Source organism: Pseudomonas sp. B6002, from assembly GCF_013385985.1.
Lineage (GTDB): Bacteria > Pseudomonadota > Gammaproteobacteria > Pseudomonadales > Pseudomonadaceae > Aquipseudomonas.
The window spans coordinates 337111-354446 of record NZ_JACAOY010000004.1; the positions used below are offsets into that span (position 1 = coordinate 337111).

The 17336-nt window shown below is 60.7% G+C and carries 20 protein-coding genes and 1 pseudogene; 9 read left to right on the plus strand and 12 right to left on the minus strand.

The window, feature by feature from the left end; translation table 11 throughout:
• Positions 1 to 63: 63 nt before the first annotated feature.
• Complete coding sequence (locus tag HX792_RS05040; RefSeq protein ID WP_101266603.1) at positions 64 to 648, plus strand: TMEM165/GDT1 family protein; 585 nt, start codon at positions 64 to 66, stop codon at positions 646 to 648.
• 147 nt (positions 649 to 795) lie between these two features.
• On the opposite strand, the gene HX792_RS05045 is transcribed toward HX792_RS05040, so the two are convergent.
• Entirely contained in the window at positions 796 to 1614 is an 819-nt protein-coding gene (locus HX792_RS05045) for a M48 family metallopeptidase (RefSeq protein ID WP_176995055.1), read from the minus strand.
• 1314 nt (positions 1615 to 2928) lie between these two features.
• Between HX792_RS05045 and HX792_RS30540 the strand changes: the two are divergent.
• Positions 2929 to 3123: pseudogene (locus HX792_RS30540) on the plus strand (HAMP domain-containing protein); the annotation flags it as partial.
• A 114-nt stretch (positions 3124 to 3237) separates the two neighbouring features.
• On the plus strand, positions 3238 to 3981 hold the full coding sequence (locus HX792_RS30545; protein WP_371319328.1) for a methyl-accepting chemotaxis protein: 744 nt from the start codon (positions 3238 to 3240) through the stop codon (positions 3979 to 3981).
• Positions 3982 to 4097: 116 nt separating this feature from the next.
• Here the strand turns inward: HX792_RS30545 and HX792_RS05055 are convergent, their stop codons facing one another.
• From HX792_RS05055 to HX792_RS05065, 3 genes are read right to left on the minus strand one after another with little or no spacing between them, the layout of a single operon-like run.
• Complete coding sequence (locus tag HX792_RS05055) at positions 4098 to 4718, minus strand: SOS response-associated peptidase (protein WP_176995057.1); 621 nt, start codon at positions 4716 to 4718, stop codon at positions 4098 to 4100.
• A gap of 37 nt (positions 4719 to 4755) precedes the next feature.
• On the minus strand, positions 4756 to 5016 hold the full coding sequence (locus HX792_RS05060; protein ID WP_176995058.1) for a putative signal transducing protein: 261 nt from the start codon (positions 5014 to 5016) through the stop codon (positions 4756 to 4758).
• An 11-nt stretch (positions 5017 to 5027) separates the two neighbouring features.
• Positions 5028 to 5210 (minus strand): CPXCG motif-containing cysteine-rich protein, encoded by a 183-nt coding sequence (locus tag HX792_RS05065; protein WP_176995059.1) that lies wholly within the window; start codon positions 5208 to 5210, stop codon positions 5028 to 5030.
• Between the two features lie 132 nt (positions 5211 to 5342).
• Between HX792_RS05065 and HX792_RS05070 the strand changes: the two genes are divergently transcribed.
• Positions 5343 to 6506, plus strand: coding sequence for a 1-acyl-sn-glycerol-3-phosphate acyltransferase (locus HX792_RS05070; protein WP_176995060.1), 1164 nt, complete (start codon positions 5343 to 5345; stop codon positions 6504 to 6506).
• A 118-nt stretch (positions 6507 to 6624) separates the two neighbouring features.
• On the opposite strand, the gene HX792_RS05075 is transcribed toward HX792_RS05070, so the two are convergent.
• Complete coding sequence (locus HX792_RS05075; RefSeq protein WP_176995061.1) at positions 6625 to 6882, minus strand: hypothetical protein; 258 nt, start codon at positions 6880 to 6882, stop codon at positions 6625 to 6627.
• A gap of 182 nt (positions 6883 to 7064) precedes the next feature.
• Between HX792_RS05075 and HX792_RS05080 the strand changes: the two genes are divergently transcribed.
• A complete protein-coding gene (locus tag HX792_RS05080; RefSeq protein WP_176995062.1) occupies positions 7065 to 7274 on the plus strand; it encodes a hypothetical protein in 210 nt (69 codons plus the stop codon).
• Between the two features lie 57 nt (positions 7275 to 7331).
• Here the strand turns inward: HX792_RS05080 and HX792_RS05085 are convergent, their stop codons facing one another.
• On the minus strand, positions 7332 to 7919 hold the full coding sequence (locus HX792_RS05085; RefSeq protein WP_176995063.1) for a YajG family lipoprotein: 588 nt from the start codon (positions 7917 to 7919) through the stop codon (positions 7332 to 7334).
• Positions 7920 to 8101: 182 nt separating this feature from the next.
• On the opposite strand from HX792_RS05085, the gene HX792_RS05090 reads away from it, so the two are divergent.
• Positions 8102 to 8335, plus strand: a complete 234-nt coding sequence (locus tag HX792_RS05090) for a hypothetical protein (RefSeq protein ID WP_176995064.1) — start codon at positions 8102 to 8104, stop codon at positions 8333 to 8335.
• A gap of 727 nt (positions 8336 to 9062) precedes the next feature.
• Complete coding sequence (mqo, locus tag HX792_RS05095; protein WP_176995065.1) at positions 9063 to 10571, plus strand: malate dehydrogenase (quinone); 1509 nt, start codon at positions 9063 to 9065, stop codon at positions 10569 to 10571.
• A gap of 70 nt (positions 10572 to 10641) precedes the next feature.
• Here the strand turns inward: mqo and HX792_RS05100 are convergent, their stop codons facing one another.
• From HX792_RS05100 to HX792_RS05115, 4 genes are all read right to left on the minus strand, one after another.
• On the minus strand, positions 10642 to 10929 hold the full coding sequence (locus HX792_RS05100) for a PA4642 family protein (RefSeq protein ID WP_016976601.1): 288 nt from the start codon (positions 10927 to 10929) through the stop codon (positions 10642 to 10644).
• A gap of 191 nt (positions 10930 to 11120) precedes the next feature.
• Positions 11121 to 11606 carry a hypothetical protein gene (locus HX792_RS05105; protein WP_176995066.1) on the minus strand — a complete coding sequence of 162 codons (486 nt, stop codon included), beginning with the start codon at positions 11604 to 11606 and terminating at the stop codon, positions 11121 to 11123.
• A gap of 35 nt (positions 11607 to 11641) precedes the next feature.
• Positions 11642 to 12109, minus strand: a complete 468-nt coding sequence (locus HX792_RS05110) for a WbuC family cupin fold metalloprotein (protein WP_176995067.1) — start codon at positions 12107 to 12109, stop codon at positions 11642 to 11644.
• Positions 12110 to 12112: 3 nt separating this feature from the next.
• On the minus strand, positions 12113 to 12670 hold the full coding sequence (locus HX792_RS05115) for a hypoxanthine-guanine phosphoribosyltransferase (protein ID WP_176995068.1): 558 nt from the start codon (positions 12668 to 12670) through the stop codon (positions 12113 to 12115).
• Between the two features lie 164 nt (positions 12671 to 12834).
• Between HX792_RS05115 and upp the strand changes: the two genes are divergently transcribed.
• Positions 12835 to 13473 (plus strand): uracil phosphoribosyltransferase, encoded by a 639-nt coding sequence (upp, locus tag HX792_RS05120; protein WP_105520868.1) that lies wholly within the window; start codon positions 12835 to 12837, stop codon positions 13471 to 13473.
• A gap of 2 nt (positions 13474 to 13475) precedes the next feature.
• Positions 13476 to 14750 (plus strand): uracil-xanthine permease family protein, encoded by a 1275-nt coding sequence (locus HX792_RS05125; RefSeq protein ID WP_176995069.1) that lies wholly within the window; start codon positions 13476 to 13478, stop codon positions 14748 to 14750.
• A gap of 126 nt (positions 14751 to 14876) precedes the next feature.
• Here the strand turns inward: HX792_RS05125 and hisC are convergent, their stop codons facing one another.
• Both hisC and hisD read right to left on the minus strand, forming a co-directional pair.
• Positions 14877 to 15929 carry a histidinol-phosphate transaminase gene (hisC, locus tag HX792_RS05130; protein ID WP_176995070.1) on the minus strand — a complete coding sequence of 351 codons (1053 nt, stop codon included), beginning with the start codon at positions 15927 to 15929 and terminating at the stop codon, positions 14877 to 14879.
• A gap of 3 nt (positions 15930 to 15932) precedes the next feature.
• Positions 15933 to 17255 carry a histidinol dehydrogenase gene (hisD, locus tag HX792_RS05135; protein ID WP_176995071.1) on the minus strand — a complete coding sequence of 441 codons (1323 nt, stop codon included), beginning with the start codon at positions 17253 to 17255 and terminating at the stop codon, positions 15933 to 15935.
• Positions 17256 to 17336: the final 81 nt, after the last annotated feature.

Here is a 17336-nt window from a genome sequence, read left to right on the forward strand (position 1 = left end):
TACCCGGGGCGGGAAGGCTGTACGTGTCATAGCCGTGTCGACCCGCCCCTGGAAACCTACCTGATGCTGGATTCATTACTCGTACCTACCGCAATCGTTGCCTTGGCCGAAATCGGCGACAAGACGCAGCTGCTCGCGCTCATCCTTGCCGCACGCTTTCGCAAGCCTTGGCCGATCATCGCCGGCATCGTCGCCGCGACCCTGGCCAACCATGCGGCGGCTGGTGCCGTGGGGGCCTGGTTCGGAAGCTTCTTCTCGGATGCGGTGTTGCATTGGATCCTCGCGGCGAGTTTCTGCGCCACGGCCTTGTGGACCCTGGTGCCCGACAAACTTGACGATGACGAAGCCAGCACCACGCGCAAATTCGGGCCGTTCCTGACCACGCTGATTGCGTTCTTCCTGGCGGAAATCGGTGACAAGACGCAGATCGCCACGGTGATGCTGGCGGCGCAGTACCCGGAGTTGTGGCTGGTGATTATCGGCACCACCCTGGGCATGCTGATTGCCAACGTGCCGGTGGTATTGGCGGGGAATTTCGCGGCGGAGAAACTGCCACTGACTTTGATTCGCCGATTGGCGGCAACGGCGTTCTTCATCCTGGCCGTGGTGGCGGTGTACAAGGCCATGCAGAGCAGCGGCTGGATCTAGAGCTGTAAACCCAATCCAATGTGGGAGCTGGCTTGCCTGCGATGCAGGCAACTCGGTCTAGCAGATGAACCGAGCCGATGCTATCGCAGCGGTGCGGCGATCCGACAAGCCAGCTCCCACATTTGGATCATCAGCGAACCTGGAGCATCAGGATTTTTTGGCCTGCTGATACAGCGGCATCACTTTTGGAATCGCGGCCTGCAACGAAGCGATTCGGCTGTCGGAAGCCGGGTGTGTGCTCATGAACTCAGGAGGCGCCCCCTCCGAAGCCTTGGCCATCTTGTTCCACAAGGTAATCGCTGCGTTCGGGTTGTAGCCGGCACGAGCGGACAACTCCAAACCAATCAAGTCAGCTTCGTTTTCATTGGCGCGACTGTTGGGCAAGGTCATGCCGTACTGAACGGCTGCATCACCGAGCGCCATGCTGTCCTGACCCAGGCCAAAGATCGCGGCGGCCCCCTGCTTGGCCATCTCGATACCGTATGCCTTGGACATGGCTTCACGGCTGTGTTCGCGCAAGGCGTGGGCGATTTCATGCCCCATTACCGCCGCCAACTCATCATCGGTCAGCTTGAGCGTTTCGATCAGCCCGCTATAGACAAAAATCTTGCCGCCCGGCCCGCAGTTGGCGTTGATCTCGTCACTCTTGATCAGGTTCACTTCCCATTGCCATTGCGCTGCATCTGGGCGGAAAGCCGGCACCTGGACAATCAAACGCTTGGCAATCGCCTGCACGCGCTTGGCATTGGCACTGGTCTTGTCGACAACGCCCTTGCCACTGGCCTCGGTCAAGGTCTTTTGATAGGACTGCGCGTACATCTGGTCGACTTCCTGGCTCGACAACATGCTGTACATATATTGCTTGCGCTCAACACCCACCGCGCCGCCGCTGGTGGTGTTGACCGCCTGGCAACCCGCCATGAGCAACGCCGCAACCAACCCACTTACCGCCCAAGACTTCTTCATGAACACGCTCCCTGAAAACATGCCGCGTATCGTAGGCGGTCAATTGTGTCGGCGCCAGATACACCAGACGTGTAACCGCTGAATTTCGGATACATCCCACACGCCCACTGCGGCAGCGAAAGTCTCATTTGCGACACCCCGCACTATTTTGTAGGACAAGGCTTAAGCCTCCCGACCCCGTGGCCGATACAAAAAAGCAGCCAATCTCCCCCTGCGTCCGGAGCGTTCATGAAATTCAAGTCGATTCAGTTTTCTGTCGCGGCACTGACCGGGGCCATCGTGCTGAGCGTGGTCGCAGTGCTGGTGCTCTACGCCTTGTTTGCCGGCGCACGCACCCAGGAGATGGTGCAGGAACGCACCCAGGCGCAGTTCGAGCAAATTATCGAACAACGTCTCACCACCCTGGCGCAAACCCAGGCCACGCTGATCCAGCGTGAATTGGAAGCGCCCCTGGTGACGGCCAAGGGCCTGGCCACCACCAACGCACTGCTCGGCATGAAAGACGCCAAGGGCGAGCCAGCCCTGCAGATCGGCCGCGAACAGCTGATCGGCCTGCTGCATGAAACCGTGGTGCGTAACCCGAAAATCCTCGGCGCCTACATCGGCTGGGAACCCAACGCGATCGACCACAACGACGCCGCCTACATCAACAGCCCCATCGTCGGCATGGCCGCCGACGGCCGCTTCCTGCCCTGGTGGTATCGCAACGCCGATGGCAGCCTGGGCCTGGACAAGCTCGCTGACGTCAACGACCAGAACATACTTTCCACCGGCGTGCGCGCCAGTGAGTACTACCTGTGCTCCAAGGAAACCAAGAAACCCTGCGCCATCGACCCTGCCCCTTATAAAGTGGGCAACGCCATGGTGATGCTGGCCTCGTTTATCGAACCGATCATGATCGATGGCACCTTCCAGGGCATCGTCGGCGCCGACCTGTCGGTGAACTTCATCCAGGAAATGCTCACCCGCGCCGATCAGAACCTCTACAACGGTGCCGGTGAATTGGCCCTGATCTCCAGCAACGGACGCCTGGTGGCCTACACCAAGGACGCCAGCAAGCTGGGTGAAAAAGCCACTGACCTGCTCGACAGCAACGAACTGGCCAACCTCAGCCAATTGAAAGTCGGCGAGGTGCGCTACGACATCGACAAGGAACACGGGCACATCGAGCTGTTCCTGCCGTTCAACATCGGCCAGGCCGAAGCCCGCTGGACCCTGATGCTGCAACTGCCGCTCAGTGCGGTGATGGCCGACTCGCAAAAACTGCAAAGCGACCTGCAAGCCCAACGCAAGACCGACACCTTCGGCATGGCCATGGTCGGCCTGCTGATCGCCGGCATCGGCTTGCTGGTGATCTGGCTGGTGGGGCACGGTATCGCGCGTCCGCTCAAACAAATGGTGGCCATGCTCAACGACATCGCCCAGGGCGAAGGTGACCTGACCCGCCGCCTGACCAGCGATCGCGCCGATGAACTGGGCGCGATTGCCAGCGGTTTCAATACCTTCCTGATCAAGCTGCAGGGCATGATCACCCAGGTGGTGAGTTCGGTGCAGAAGGTCAGCGACTCGTCGGAGCACACCGCCGACATCGCGATTCGCACCAACCAGGGCGTGCATAAACAGATGGTGGAGATCGACCAGGTCGCGACCGCCGTGCATGAGATGACCGCCACTGCTCAGGACGTAGCGCGCAACGCCACCCAGGCCGCTCAGGCCGCCAGCCATGCCGACCAGGCGGCGAGCCAGGGCATGCGCATCGTGCGCGACACCTCCACCTCCATCGGCGCCCTCGCCGAGGAAATCGGCAAGGCCGTAGGCGTGGTGCAAACCCTGGCCAAGGACAGCGAGAACATCAACGCCATCCTCACCGCGATCCGTGGGATTGCCGAGCAGACCAACCTGCTGGCGCTCAACGCCGCCATCGAGGCGGCGCGGGCCGGCGAGCAGGGCCGTGGTTTTGCCGTGGTGGCCGATGAAGTGCGCAACCTGGCGCAGAAAACCCAGAAGGCCACCGAAGAAATCCAGACCATGATCCAGCAGCTGCAACAAGGCACGCGGGACGTGGTGCGGGTGATGGAAGACAGCCAGAACCGTACCGATGAAAGCGTGCAGCACGCGGCCAAGGCAGCCGAGGCGCTGGAGACGATTACTCAGGCGGTGTCGGTGATCAACGACATGAACACCCAGATCGCCAGCGCGGCCGAGGAGCAAAGCGCAGTGGCCGAAGACATCAACCGCAACGTGATCAATATCGGCCAGGTGGCCAATGAAGTGGCGGGCGGCGCGGATGAGTCCAGTGCGGCCAGTGCGGATTTGACCAAGTTGGCGGAGCAGCAGCGGCGGCTGATCAACCAGTTCAAGGTCTGAGATTTGCGGCGATCTTGAGGGCCCTATCGCAGGCAAGCCAGCTCCCACATTTGAATGTGTTCACACATCAAGTGTGGGAGCTGGCTTGCCTGCGATGAGGCCAGTGGAGTCGACCGCTAGGCCGGGGTCAGGCACTCCGGCCCGTTGAGCTTGGGATCATTAACCATATTGGCCAATACCCGCTCGCGCAACGCGAAGGGCTCACTGGCGAGCAACGCTTGTAGCGCATGCAGCGGTGTTTCCGGATTCAACCAGGCCTCTTGCCCCGCCGCATCCAGGATCAATGGCCGCCGCTGACTCTGTGCCGCTTGCGTCACCACCGCGGTGCTCAGCCACACTTGCTCCTGCACCGGATAGGCTTCCCAGATCGCCGCAAAAAACAGCGTGGAACCCTCCCCCGGCGTCAGCCAATACGGACGCTTGCGCTGGGTGCCGCGCCACTCGTAGAAGCCATTGGCGGGCAACAAGCAACGGCGCTGACGAAAGGCTTCGCGGAACATCGGCTGCTCAGCCAAGGTTTCGGCGCGGGCGTGGGCAGGCGTGCGGGAAAGGTCCGTCAGCCACGGCGGCGTGAGCCCCCAACGCGCACGGGCCAGGGTGCGCTGGCCGTCGGTGGCGCGCTGGATCAGCACCGAATCATTCGGGGAAATGTTCCACTGGGCTTGCTGGTCGGCCGGAAAGCCTGGCAAGGCAGCAAAGGCAGGGTTCCAGCGAAACAGGGCATAACGTCCACACATGGGGCAACACGACTCTTGGGGTAAACCGAGTGACAGCCTAACAGACCAGCACGTCGGGGAAGCTGTCGGGTTCATCGCCGGGCATGGGCTGGGCGCCAATATAGGCAGTGATCAGCTCGCGTGCGTAGACCGCACGGTCGTTATCCACTTCCAGGCCCAACAGGCCGAAAACCGGCAGTTCACCGGTGCCACCCAGCAAATGGCGGCCCACCAGATGAGCCTCGATGCCCTCGCTGGCGAGCATCCGCTGCAGCAACTCGCCTTCCATCAGGTTTTCCGGTTCATAGATTCGCTGCATAGGCGTACCTGTCAGTCGTTTTCAGTACGGGTTTCAAGCATCCACTCGTCACCGTGGACCTGCAGATCAAAAATGATCGGCCGGCAACAGACCTGGCAATCCTCTATGTAAACCTGATCCCCCCCGGACAGGTCCACCGTTGTCTCGACCACTTCACCACAATAAGGACAATCGTACGTCGCGTTTTCCAGCATCGCAGCCTCCAAGGTGACTTGTGCGTATAATCGCCGGTCTATTTACAGGGCTATTTTCGGCCGAGCCCATTACTCGGGCCGCACCCTGGTATTTCCTTTACTTACCCTAGCCGTTTCTAACAAGAGAGCATGATGGGCGAATTCGATACCATCCGACCTTACAACGACAGCGAAGTCCCGGCAGTGCTGGCACGTCTGTTCAGTGACAAGGCCTTTCTGGACATCCTGACCCACTTCCGCTTCCCGCGCTTTGCCGGCGCCCTGGGCTGGCTGCTCAAGCCGATGATCGCCCGCAAACTGCGCCGTGAGTTCGCCGGCGTCACCACCGTGGCCACGCTGCAGGACAAGGTCGAGTATTACGTCGACCACACCATCGACCGTGCGACCGACGGCGTGACCTACACCGGGGTCGAGCAGCTCAAGTCGGGCACCGCCTACCTGTTCCTCGCCAACCACCGCGACATCGTGATGGACCCGGCCTTCGTCAACTACGCCGTGTACCACGCCGGCCTGCCGACGCCGCGTATCGCCATTGGCGACAACCTGCTGCAAAAGCCGTTTGTCAGCGACCTGATGCGCCTGAACAAGAGCTTCATCGTGCACCGCTCGATCACCGGGCGAAAGGAGAAGATGGCGGCTTACCAATTGCTGTCGGCCTACATCAACCATTCGATCCGCAACGACGGTGCGTCGATCTGGATCGCTCAGGCCGAAGGCCGTGCCAAGGATGGGGATGATCGCACTGAGTCGGCGATCCTCAAGATGTTCCACGTCAGCCGCAAGGACGAGCCGTTTGCCGAGGTGATCCAGTCGCTGAACCTGACGCCGGTGTCCATCAGCTACGAATATGACCCGTGCGATTCAGCCAAGGCCCGCGAGCTGTACATCCGCGCCACCACCGGCACCTACAGCAAGGCGCCGGGTGAGGACGACGTGAGCATTGCGCTGGGCATCACCGGCTACAAGGGCCGCGTGCACGTGAACTTCGCACCGCCGATCACCGAGCGCTTCGAAGACACCAAGTTGCTGGCGGTGGAAATGGACCGCCAGATTCTCGGCGGTTATCGGTTGTTCCCGGTGCATTACCTGGCTTACGCACAGTGGAGCGACGCCGACCCGCAATTGCAGGTGCCGACGGCAGCCGAGGTGTTCCCGGCGGATGAACTGGCCAAGGCCAAGGCGGAATGGGAGCGACGCTTGAACGAGTGCCCGGCCGAGCACCGGCCGTTCCTGGTGGTGCAATATGCAACGCCCGTGCGCAATCAGTATCGGGTGAAGGCGGGGATCCCTCTGTAAACACCGATTCAAACTGTGGGAGCTGGCTTGCCTGCGATTCAGGCGCCTCGGTGTATCAGTGGCTCCGAGGCGATGCCATCGCAGGCAAGCCAGCTCCCACAGTTGTTTTGCAGTGTTCTTACAGGCGGGTGCTGATCCAGGAAACGGCCAGCGCCAGGCCCAGGCAGGCGAACCCGATACGGTAAGCCAACCGATGCGCCCGTTCGGTGCGCACATCCAGAAACAGCATGGGCTGGTCGATCGCGCGATCTTCGCTTTGGGCGGTCAGGTCGGCCATCGCTCGCTGCTCGCGCAGGCGGGTAATAAACAACAGCGCGGCAGCCGGGCAAGCCACCAATAAGGCAACAGCATTGATCAACAGTGCGGGCAGCGCCATCGCAAACCTCGGTGAATCAGTATCCAGGTATCAGTTCAGATACAAACCTGAACGATAGTCGCCTCCTGCGCCTACCCGCTCCGTCCCCCATTAACGGCTAATGTATCCAGTAATTTACATCGTCACCTGAACGTCACCTTAACAAGCCACTCTGTTGCCCTTCGAACGTTCGGGAGCTTGTCATGTTGCATGCGCAAAACCAGGATCGGCTGTATCTGATTGCTCAAAGCGATGAGCAGGAAGCACTGGTCGGCGGCCTCGCCTTCAACGTTCAGGACCGTCATTGGCTGGTGTACTGCGCGCTCGGCGGGCACCAGCATGCCGACCTGCCGGAGCAGGACCTGCTCACTGGCGTGAGTGTGCTGGACTTTTATGTCGAAACGGCTGCATGAAGGCTACAGGCGTAAAAAAACCGGGCTCATCACTGAGCCCGGTTTTTTTAGGGGCGGTTACTGCGAGCTGAGCAGCTGGCCGATGCTTGGGTCCTTGAACAGGCGGGTCAAGGCGTCACTCAGCACGTCGCTGACCAGCTTGGTGTTGGTTTCCTGGTTCGGCGCCATGCCAAAACGCTGGTTCAGGGATGCGCCGTAACGGCCGCTGTAGCGGCGGGTGCCGGCGGTGACGTCGGACTTGAAGGTGGCGCCAATGGACGCTTCGGTGACGTACAGGCCTTCTTTAGGCGACTGGTACTTCAGCTCGGCCAGGGTGATGGTCAGCTGCGGCGCACCCGGCGCATTGGGGCTTGGCGTGAAGCCCAGCAGGCGTACGGCGGCTTCCGCCTGAGCCTGCAGCTTGGGCAGTACGTCCTGGGCATTCACAGAAACCAAAGCGGTTTCAGGGTACAAGCCACCGCGCGAACCAAGGGTAGGCGACGGACGGCCATCGACCACACGCACCGACACCGGCTGACCATGCCCGACAGGCGCCAACTGCGAGGTCACTTTCGGCTCTGGGCTGAGTTGTTGCGGGCTGTTGGCGCAGCCAACCAGGGTCAAACTGGTCACAGTGATCAAACCGAACAACAGGCGTTGCAACATACTCATTTCTCCAGGACTAGGCGCAAACAGGCCAGCAGTATAACGGTGCTCGCACGCCACTCACCAGCCATCCTGAACGGCAGCTGAAGCCGGGTTGAAATTACAATTTTGCATAAATCCGTCATTTCAATGTCATGGCACACTGGCAACCTTCGAGCATGTAACGAAATAGGTACAAAGCCATGCGCCTTCTCAAATCGCTGTTCATGCCCAACGCCCGTCATCGCCACTATGCCTTGCTTGACGTGCACGGCCATTGCCTGGCGTTCAAACAGTGCAGCCAGCCTCCCGTCGGCGAAGGCTGGGTGGAAGTGGCAGAGACCCACCTGGGCTGGATGCACCGTCCGCTGCCCGCCAGCGCCCGGGTGAATTCGATGGCGACGCACGGGCACCCGCGTCACGCGCTGGCTTCCTGACCAAAGCCTTAATAAAAGTCATAAAACACGCCCATTTCCCTAGCGTTCTTCGCTACAATCTCCCCCCGATTATAAGGACGTCTCCTGATCGGGCCTCGCAGCATCGTTAATGCCTCGGTATTAACTCCCCAATCGCCCACAGAGAGCCGCCCACACAGATCGAATAGAGCTGGCGTGCTTGCTGCTTTCGTTGCAAACCACCCCTCTTTATATCGCATCTGCCAGAGCTGCCATTGCGCTCGGCCACTTGTGTTGTTTGCCCGTTTTTGCCGCGTGTCGGCAAGGTATCCGGGCCAGGTGCCAGGCTGGGGCAGCCCTTTTTTGAGGTTCACGTCTTCAAAAGAGCGTGAAAAAACGGGTTTTCACAACTTCACAAGAGTGTGGCGAGCAAATGAATAGTTTGGCGTTTGTACAAGCATCATCAGCGTCTGGAACAGCCCAACCACACAGGACCGAGCACGCCTCAACAACCGGAGCTTGAGCCTGTCCGCTACGGATTGGTTGCACGAATCACACGCTTTGACCATAAGTCGAATTGCCACAGGCGCCCATGAATGCGTTCATAGGCAGATTAGCCCGGCAGGAAGCGTGTGCTGAAGGTGCAAAGAATTGCGAATCGGACATGGCGATCCTGGCCATGGGTAACCTGGGGCAACACGTGAACCGCCCCGTCACTCCTGGCAGCCATGCCGTCAATTTGGTGCTGCAGATTTTGGAGACGCGTTAAATGGCGCATAACGAAGCAGTCGACGTAGTACTGGTAGGGGCCGGCATCATGAGTGCCACCCTGGCCGTACTGCTCAAAGAGCTCGACCCCGGCCTCAAGCTGGAAGTCGTTGAGCTGATGGATTCGGGTGCCGCGGAGAGTTCCAACCCGTGGAACAACGCCGGTACCGGCCATGCCGGGCTGTGTGAGCTGAACTACACGCCGCAGGCCGCCGATGGTTCCATCGACATCAAGAAAGCCGTGCACATCAACACCCAGTTCGAGGTGTCGAAGCAGTTCTGGGCGTACCTGACCAAAAAGGGCACCTTTGGCTCGTCCAAGTCCTTTATCAGCCCGGTGCCGCACCTGAGCTTCGTGCAGGGCGACAAAGGCGTTTCCTTCCTCAAGAAGCGCTTTGAGACCCTCAGCCAGCACCACGCGTTCTCGGACATGCACTACACCGAAGACCGCAGCGAGATGGCCGAGTGGATGCCCCTGATGATGCCGGGCCGCCCGCTCGACGAAAAAATCGCGGCCACCCGTGTGATGAATGGCACCGACGTGAACTTCGGCGCCCTGACCAACCAGCTGCTCAGCCACCTGACCAGCTCGCCAGACGCCCAGGTCAAGTACAGCAAGCGCGTGACCGGCCTCAAGCGCAACGGCGCCGGCTGGACCGTGAGCATCAAGGACGTCAACAGCGGCAACAGCCGTGAAGTGGACGCCAAGTTCGTGTTCCTCGGCGCCGGTGGCGCAGCCCTGCCGCTGCTGCAAGCGTCGGGCATCGAAGAAAGCAAAGGTTTTGGCGGTTTCCCGGTCAGCGGCCAGTGGCTGCGTTGCGACAACCCGGAAGTGGTCAAGCACCACCAGGCCAAGGTCTACAGCCAGGCCGCCGTGGGTTCGCCGCCGATGTCCGTACCGCACCTGGACACCCGTGTGGTCGATGGCAAGAAATCCCTGCTGTTCGGGCCCTACGCCGGCTTCACCACCAAGTTCCTCAAGCACGGCTCGTTCCTTGACCTGCCGATGTCGATCCGCGCCGGCAACATCGGCCCGATGCTGGCCGTAGCCCGCGACAACATGGACCTGACCAAGTACCTGGTCAGCGAAGTGCGCCAGTCGATGGAGCAGCGCCTGGAATCCCTGCGTCGCTTCTACCCGGAGGCCAAAGCCGAAGACTGGCGCCTGGAAGTGGCCGGCCAACGGGTGCAGATCATCAAGAAAGACCCGAAAAAAGGCGGCGTGCTCCAATTCGGCACCGAGCTGGTCGCGGCCAAGGACGGCTCGCTGGCCGCCCTGCTGGGTGCTTCTCCGGGTGCTTCGGTGACCGTTTCGATCATGCTGGAACTGATCGAGAAGTGCTTCCCGGCAAAAGCCGCGGGTGAGTGGGCAGCCAAGCTGCACGAGATCTTCCCGGCGCGGGAAAAAGTCCTGGAAACGGATGCCGAGCTGTACCGCAAGATCAACGCGCAGAACAACATCAGCCTGGAGCTGGTTGAGCCTGCTGCCGAGACCGAGAGCTACGCTTGAAGCGTTGACGCAATAAAAAACGCCCCGCTCTCTGCATGAGAACGGGGCGTTTTTTTTATGCCTCGGACAATCAGCCGCGAGCGTTTTCGATCAATTCGATGTACTCGTCCGCGTTGCGCTGGTCCTTGATCAGGTCGACGAAGGTCTGGCCATGCTCGTCCTTGCCATCGAGGTCCAGGCCCGCTTCCTTGAAGAAGCCCAGGAACCGCTCGAAATCGTCGATACGCAGGCCACGGTAGGCCTTGATCAGTTTGTGCAGGGACGGCGACGTCGCATCAACCGGCTCGAAGTCCAGGAACAATTTGATCTGGTCGTCGCCGATCTCGTCACCAATCACCTGTTTCTTATCTTTACGCATTACCGACTCCAGCCTGCAGACATTTACACGGGGCTTGAAGTCTACCTGCCGGACACCACCTTCGAAAACAACCAAACACACCTGTGGGAGCTGGCTTGCCGGCGATAGCGGTGGGTCAGTAACAAATGGGCCAAATGATCCGCCGCTATCGCTGGCAAGCCAGCTCCTACACTGACCGCTGCGTCGCTTGATTACTTGGCGCGAACAGCGCCGGTATGCAGATCCGCCCAAATATGCCCATTGGCGTAGCTGAGGAATTGCACATACACCGTCTCATTGCGCAGCAAGTCGACAATCACCCGGTACTGGGCCACGGGGTAGGACAAGGTCAGGGTTTTGGTCTTGTCGTCGTAGGCCGGCTTTTTGAGGCTTTTGCTTTCGGCATCGAAATTGAGCACCACTTGGGCGATGGTCGCACCCTTGTTCAGGGATTTACCCTTGAGGCGGATCATCAATGGCGACGTCACCGGAATCGGTTGCTGGGTGGATTGACGCTGGTTACCGACGACAACCGCGTACTCGGTCACTTGCAGCAGTTGCTGCTGGTCGGCAGCCTCTGCGCGCAGAGTCAGGTCGTCGGGCGGCAAAAACTGGCTGTGCATCACCGCCGGCGCAGCCGCCAACGGCAGGCTGAGGGTCAGCGCCAGGGCGGCGCAGGTGCGTATCAACAGGCTCATGGGCCGCTCCAGAGAAGGTGGCCGAGCACTGTAGCTCAATCGAACTGGGCAAGCATCCAGCGTTGATACTCGGCCACGCCGGCATCGCCTTCACGAGGCGCCCACTCAGGCTGCTCGCCCTCGCCCACCGGCCGATAAGGACCGGCCTTGCATTCGAACATCACCGTGTTGGGCTCAAGCACCACCAGGCCATGGAAAACTCCGGGCGCAAGATCCACGCCGGAGCAGTCGCCACCGGCCCGCATCACGCGCTTGGCAATCACTTCGCCGGTTTCGCTGAACACCAGCAAACCCAGGCTGCCCTGAAGCACCAGCAACGTTTCTGCCTTGTCAGCACTCAGGTGCCGATGAGGTGGCACATAGGTGTTGGGTTGCAGCCCAACCGCCATGCGATGGCAGGGCTCTTCCATCTGGTGGAAGTTGTGGTGGGTCCGGCCACGGGGGCTCGCGCCCGCTTTCTCGGCCAATTCGGCAAACAGCGTTTGATCAAGAAAGCGGGTCATGGCTTACATCCCTTTGACGGCGTAGATACCGTTGGCGTTGCGCCAGTAGCCTTTGTAGTCCATGCCGTAACCGAAGATGTAGCGATCAATGCAGGGCAGGCCCACGTAATCGGCTTTCAGGTCTGGGCGGGCCTTGCGGTCGTGGTCTTTATCGATCAGCACGGCGGTATGCACTTTGCGCGCGCCGGCGTGTTTGCAGAAGTCGATGATCGCGCCCAGGGTGTGACCTTCGTCGAGGATGTCATCGATGATCAGCACGTCACGGTCGATGAACGAAACTTCCGGCTTGGCTTTCCAGAACAGGTCGCCGCCGCTGGTCTCGTTGCGATAACGGGTGGCGTGCAGGTAGGACGCTTCCAGCGGGAATTGCAGGTGGGTCAGCAATTTGCCGGCGAAAATCAGGCCGCCGTTCATCACGCAGAAGACCACCGGGTTGGTGTCGGCCATTTCGCGAGTAATGTGTGCGCCGACCTCGGCGATCGCTGCTTCGACTTGCGCTTCGGTGTACAGGCAGTCAGCCTCACGCATGATTTGACGGATATGCTCAAGATCAGCGGACATGGCGCTCTCCAAGGGGGTGCTGTGGCAAGAAAAGCGGGCGAAGGTACGCTTCTCGTGCGCTCCGAGCAAGCCTTAATGGACTAACGTACTAGATGTCTATAGGACAACACCCTCGGATAGATTAATCTAGGCCGGTTTTTTTGCCCGCCGCCGGAGCCTTTCCCATGCCCACTCGCGAGATCCGCCACCCGCTGATCCGACACAAACTCGGCCTTATGCGCCGCGCCGACATCAGCACGAAGAATTTCCGTGAGCTTGCTCAGGAAGTCGGAGCGTTGCTCACCTACGAAGCCACCAAGGATCTGCCCCTGGAAACCTACGAGATCCCCGGTTGGGCCGGTCCCGTCCAGGTCGAGAAGATCGCTGGTAAGAAAATCACCGTGGTGCCTATTTTGCGCGCCGGTATCGGCATGCTCGAAGGCGTCCTCAGCCTGATCCCAGGCGCCAAGGTCAGTGCCGTGGGCGTGGCCCGCAATGAAGAGACGCTGGAAGCCCACACCTACCTGGAAAAACTCGTCCCGGAAATCGACGAGCGCCTGGCCATGATCATCGACCCGATGCTCGCCACCGGCAGTTCCATGGTTGCCACCATCGACCTGCTGAAAAAAGCCGGCTGCAAGGACATCCGTGCCATGGTGCTGGTCGCCGCGCCGGAAGGTATCGCCGCTGTCGAGAAAGCCCATCCGGACGTGCAGATCTACACCGCGTCCATTGATGAGCGTCTGAACGAGCACGGCTACATCATCCCGGGCCTGGGCGATGCCGGTGACAAGATCTTCGGCACCAAGCAGAAGGACGCGTGAGCATGCAGGATGAATTCAACGACCCGCTTTGGCGCCAGATCCTGTCTGGCGCACAAATGCTCTTCGTGGCATTTGGCGCGCTGGTGTTGATGCCGCTGATCACAGGTCTTGATCCAAACGTTGCACTGTTCACCGCCGGCCTGGGCACGTTGTTGTTCCAGGTGGTGACAGGCCGGCAGGTGCCGGTGTTCCTGGCATCGAGCTTTGCGTTCATCACGCCGATCATTCTCGCCAAGGGCCAGTTCGGCCTCGCCGCGACCATGGGCGGGGTGATGGCGGCCGGTTTCGTTTATACCTTCCTGGGCCTGGCGGTGAAGATCAAGGGCACCGGATTTATCGACCGGTTGCTGCCCCCTGTGGTCATCGGCCCGGTGATCATCTCCATTGGCCTGGCCATGGCACCGATTGCCGCCAATATGGCGATGGGCAAGGCCGGTGATGGCAGCGAGCTGATCCATTACCAGACGGCGATGATGATCTCGATGCCAGCGCTGCTGACCACGTTGATCGTGGCGGTGTTCGGCAAAGGCATTTTCCGCCTGGTGCCGATCATCTCCGGCGTGCTGGTCGGTTTTGCCATGTCGTTCTACTTTGGTGTGGTCGACACGGCAAAGATCGCCGCCGCGCCGTGGTTCGCCCTGCCCCACTTCACCGCGCCGGAATTCAACTGGCAGGCCATCCTGTTTATCGTCCCCGTGGCCCTGGCCCCGGCGATTGAACACATTGGTGGCGTGATTGCGGTGGGCAGCGTGACCGGTCGCGACTACCTGAAGAAGCCCGGCCTGCACCGCACCCTGCTGGGTGACGGCATCGCCACCACGGCAGCCGGCCTGTTCGGCGGCCCGCCGAACACCACGTACGCCGAAGTGACCGGTGCAGTAATGCTGACCAAGAACTACAACCCGAAAATCATGACCTGGGCGGCCATCTTTGCCATCAGCCTGGCGTTTATCGGTAAGTTCGGCGCGTTGCTGCAGAGCATTCCCGTGCCAGTGATGGGCGGAATTCTGTGCCTGCTGTTCGGCTCGATTGCCGCGGTGGGGATGAACACGCTGATCCGCCACAAGATCGACCTGGGCGAAGCCCGCAACCTGGTGATTGTGTCGGTGACGCTGGTATTCGGGATTGGCGGTGTGCTGGTTGGCACCGGCACCGGCCCGGATGATTTCGGCCTCAAGGGCATTGCCCTGTGTGCAGTGGTGGCGATTGGTTTGAACCTGCTGCTGCCGGGCAATGATGGCTGGAAGAACAAGAAGTCGGATGAGCCGTTGATCTAACAGCTAAGACGCAAATCAGTGTGGGAGCTGGCTTGCCTGCGATAGCGGTGTAACAGTCGACATAGGTGTCGTTTGATACACCGCTATCGCAGGCAAGCCAGCTCCCACATTTTATTTCAGTGGTAGTTAGAGCTCGCCGAGGCCGTCAATCAGCGCCTGGTTCTGCTCCGGCGTACCGATGCTGATCCGCAGGAACTGGGCAATCCGCTCCTGCTTGAAGTGCCGCACGATCACACCCTGCTCACGCAACTTGGCCGCCAGGCCGGCTGCGTCGTGCTTGGGGTGACGGGCAAAGATGAAGTTGGCCGCCGACGGCAATACCTCAAAACCCTTGCCTTCCAGCTGCGCAACCACCTTGTTACGGCTGTCGATCACCCACTGGCACGTCTTTTCGAAATACTCACGGTCCTCGAACGCCGCCGCCGCGCCGACAATCGCCAGGCGATCCAGCGGGTAGGAGTTGAAGCTGTTCTTGACCCGCTCCAGCGCCTCGATCAGGTCCGGGTGGCCCACGGCCAGGCCCACGCGCAAACCGGCCAGTGAGCGCGATTTGGACAGGGTCTGGGTCACCAGCAGGTTCGGGTAGCGATCCACCAGGCTGATCGCGGTTTCACCGCCGAAGTCGATATAGGCCTCATCGACTACGACCACCGAATCCGGGCTGGCCTTGAGGATCTGCTCCACCGCATCCAGCGCCAGCACGCAGCCCGTTGGCGCGTTCGGGTTGGGGAAGATGATCCCGCCGTTGGGCCTGGCGTAATCCGCTACCCGGATCTGGAACTGCTCATCCAACGGCACAGGGGCCGACTGGATGCCATACAGGCCGCAGTAGACCGGATAGAAGCTGTAGCTGATATCCGGGAACAGCAGCGGCAGATCGTGCTGGAACAGGCCGTGAAAAATGTGCGCCAGGACTTCGTCGGAACCGTTGCCGAGGAACACCTTGCCTGCATCCACGCCGTAATACTTGGCCACGGCCTGCTTGAGCAGGTCGCTGTTGGGGTCCGGGTACAGGCGCAGGTTGTCGTTCAGCTCGGCCTGCATCGCGGCCAACGCCTTGGGCGATGGGCCGTAGGGGTTTTCATTGGTGTTGAGCTTGACCAGCTTGGTCAACTTCGGCTGCTCGCCGGGTACGTAAGGCACGAGGTCCTTGACGAAAGGGCTCCAGAATTTGCTCATGTCTCAGTTCCCCTTCTCTTCAAGGATGCGGTATTCGGCGCTGCGGGCGTGGGCACTCAGGGACTCACCGCGGGCCAGTACCGAAGCGGTCTTGCCCAGCTCGGAAGCGCCCTGCGGCGAGCAGAAGATGATCGACGAACGCTTCTGGAAGTCATACACCCCCAGCGGCGACGAGAAGCGTGCGGTGCCGGAGGTCGGCAGCACGTGGTTCGGGCCTGCGCAGTAGTCACCCAGGGCTTCGCTGGTGTGGCGGCCCATGAAGATTGCACCGGCGTGGCGAATCGACGGCAGCCAGGCTTGTGGGTCGGCCACGGACAGCTCCAGGTGCTCCGGCGCGATACGGTTGGCCACTTCGATGGCCTGTTCCATGTCACGCACCAGGATCAACGCGCCACGGCCATTGATCGACTTCTCGATGATCTCGGCGCGCTCCATGGTCGGCATCAGCTTGTTGATGCTGGCGGCGACCTTGTCGAGGAACTCGGCATCCGGGCTGACCAGGATCGCCTGGGCGTCTTCGTCATGCTCAGCCTGGGAGAACAGGTCCATGGCGATCCAGTCCGGGTCGGTCTGGCCGTCGCATACCACAAGGATTTCCGAGGGGCCGGCGATCATGTCGATACCGACCTGGCCGAACACATGGCGCTTGGCAGTGGCAACGTAGATGTTGCCAGGGCCGACCACCTTGTCGACCTTCGGCACGCTTTCGGTGCCATAGGCCAGGGCCGCGACGGCCTGTGCGCCACCGATGGTGAACACACGGTCGACACCGGCGATGCACGCCGCTGCCAGCACCAGTTCGTTGATTTCACCACGCGGGGTTGGCACCACCATGACCACTTCGGTCACGCCGGCCACCTTGGCGGGAATGGCGTTCATCAATACCGACGATGGGTAGGACGCTTTACCGCCAGGCACGTACAGGCCGGCGCGGTCCAGCGGCGTGACCTTCTGGCCCAGCACAGTGCCGTCGGCTTCGGTGTAGCTCCAGGAATCCTGCTTCTGCTTCTCGTGGTAGCTGCGCACCCGCGCCGCCGCCACTTCCAGGGCTTCGCGCTGGGGCGCAGTGATGCGCGTCAGGGCCAGCTCCAGGCGTTCGCGGGGCAGGATCAGGTCGGCCATGGACTTGACGTCCAGGCCATCGAACTGACGGGTGAAATCCACCAGCGCCGCATCACCGCGCTCGCGCACGGCCTTGATGATGTCGAGCACCCGCCCGTTGACCGAATCGTCGGACACGCTTTCCCAGCTCAGCAGATGATCCAGATGATGGGCGAAATCCGGGTCGGCAGCGTTGAGTCGGGCAATTGCAGTGGACGTGGTCATAGCGAGGGCCTCAATAGAATTGGCAAAAACTCAGGCGCCCTAAAACTAGCAGTCGTTTCCGCTTGGGCACCTGAGAATTCT

What these genes read in the sequence shown, in the direction of transcription:
- HX792_RS05060 (WP_176995058.1), bottom strand. Translation starts at nt 5,016, where the DNA reads ATGCAGCGAATCTATGAACCGGAAAACCTGATGGAAGGCGAGTTGCTG.
- HX792_RS05115 (WP_176995068.1), bottom strand. Translation starts at nt 12,670, where the DNA reads ATGTCCGCTGATCTTGAGCATATCCGTCAAATCATGCGTGAGGCTGAC.
- mqo (WP_176995065.1), top strand. Translation starts at nt 9,063, where the DNA reads ATGGCGCATAACGAAGCAGTCGACGTAGTACTGGTAGGGGCCGGCATC.
- HX792_RS05040 (WP_101266603.1), top strand. Translation starts at nt 64, where the DNA reads ATGCTGGATTCATTACTCGTACCTACCGCAATCGTTGCCTTGGCCGAA.
- hisD (WP_176995071.1), bottom strand. Translation starts at nt 17,255, where the DNA reads ATGACCACGTCCACTGCAATTGCCCGACTCAACGCTGCCGACCCGGAT.
- HX792_RS05105 (WP_176995066.1), bottom strand. Translation starts at nt 11,606, where the DNA reads ATGAGCCTGTTGATACGCACCTGCGCCGCCCTGGCGCTGACCCTCAGC.
- HX792_RS05070 (WP_176995060.1), top strand. Translation starts at nt 5,343, where the DNA reads ATGGGCGAATTCGATACCATCCGACCTTACAACGACAGCGAAGTCCCG.
- HX792_RS05065 (WP_176995059.1), bottom strand. Translation starts at nt 5,210, where the DNA reads ATGCTGGAAAACGCGACGTACGATTGTCCTTATTGTGGTGAAGTGGTC.
- HX792_RS05085 (WP_176995063.1), bottom strand. Translation starts at nt 7,919, where the DNA reads ATGTTGCAACGCCTGTTGTTCGGTTTGATCACTGTGACCAGTTTGACC.
- HX792_RS05100 (WP_016976601.1), bottom strand. Translation starts at nt 10,929, where the DNA reads ATGCGTAAAGATAAGAAACAGGTGATTGGTGACGAGATCGGCGACGAC.
- HX792_RS05080 (WP_176995062.1), top strand. Translation starts at nt 7,065, where the DNA reads ATGTTGCATGCGCAAAACCAGGATCGGCTGTATCTGATTGCTCAAAGC.
- HX792_RS05055 (WP_176995057.1), bottom strand. Translation starts at nt 4,718, where the DNA reads ATGTGTGGACGTTATGCCCTGTTTCGCTGGAACCCTGCCTTTGCTGCC.
- HX792_RS05110 (WP_176995067.1), bottom strand. Translation starts at nt 12,109, where the DNA reads ATGACCCGCTTTCTTGATCAAACGCTGTTTGCCGAATTGGCCGAGAAA.
- HX792_RS05090 (WP_176995064.1), top strand. Translation starts at nt 8,102, where the DNA reads ATGCGCCTTCTCAAATCGCTGTTCATGCCCAACGCCCGTCATCGCCAC.
- upp (WP_105520868.1), top strand. Translation starts at nt 12,835, where the DNA reads ATGCCCACTCGCGAGATCCGCCACCCGCTGATCCGACACAAACTCGGC.
- HX792_RS05075 (WP_176995061.1), bottom strand. Translation starts at nt 6,882, where the DNA reads ATGGCGCTGCCCGCACTGTTGATCAATGCTGTTGCCTTATTGGTGGCT.
- HX792_RS05045 (WP_176995055.1), bottom strand. Translation starts at nt 1,614, where the DNA reads ATGAAGAAGTCTTGGGCGGTAAGTGGGTTGGTTGCGGCGTTGCTCATG.
- HX792_RS30545 (WP_371319328.1), top strand. Translation starts at nt 3,238, where the DNA reads ATGGTGGAGATCGACCAGGTCGCGACCGCCGTGCATGAGATGACCGCC.
- HX792_RS05125 (WP_176995069.1), top strand. Translation starts at nt 13,476, where the DNA reads ATGCAGGATGAATTCAACGACCCGCTTTGGCGCCAGATCCTGTCTGGC.
- hisC (WP_176995070.1), bottom strand. Translation starts at nt 15,929, where the DNA reads ATGAGCAAATTCTGGAGCCCTTTCGTCAAGGACCTCGTGCCTTACGTA.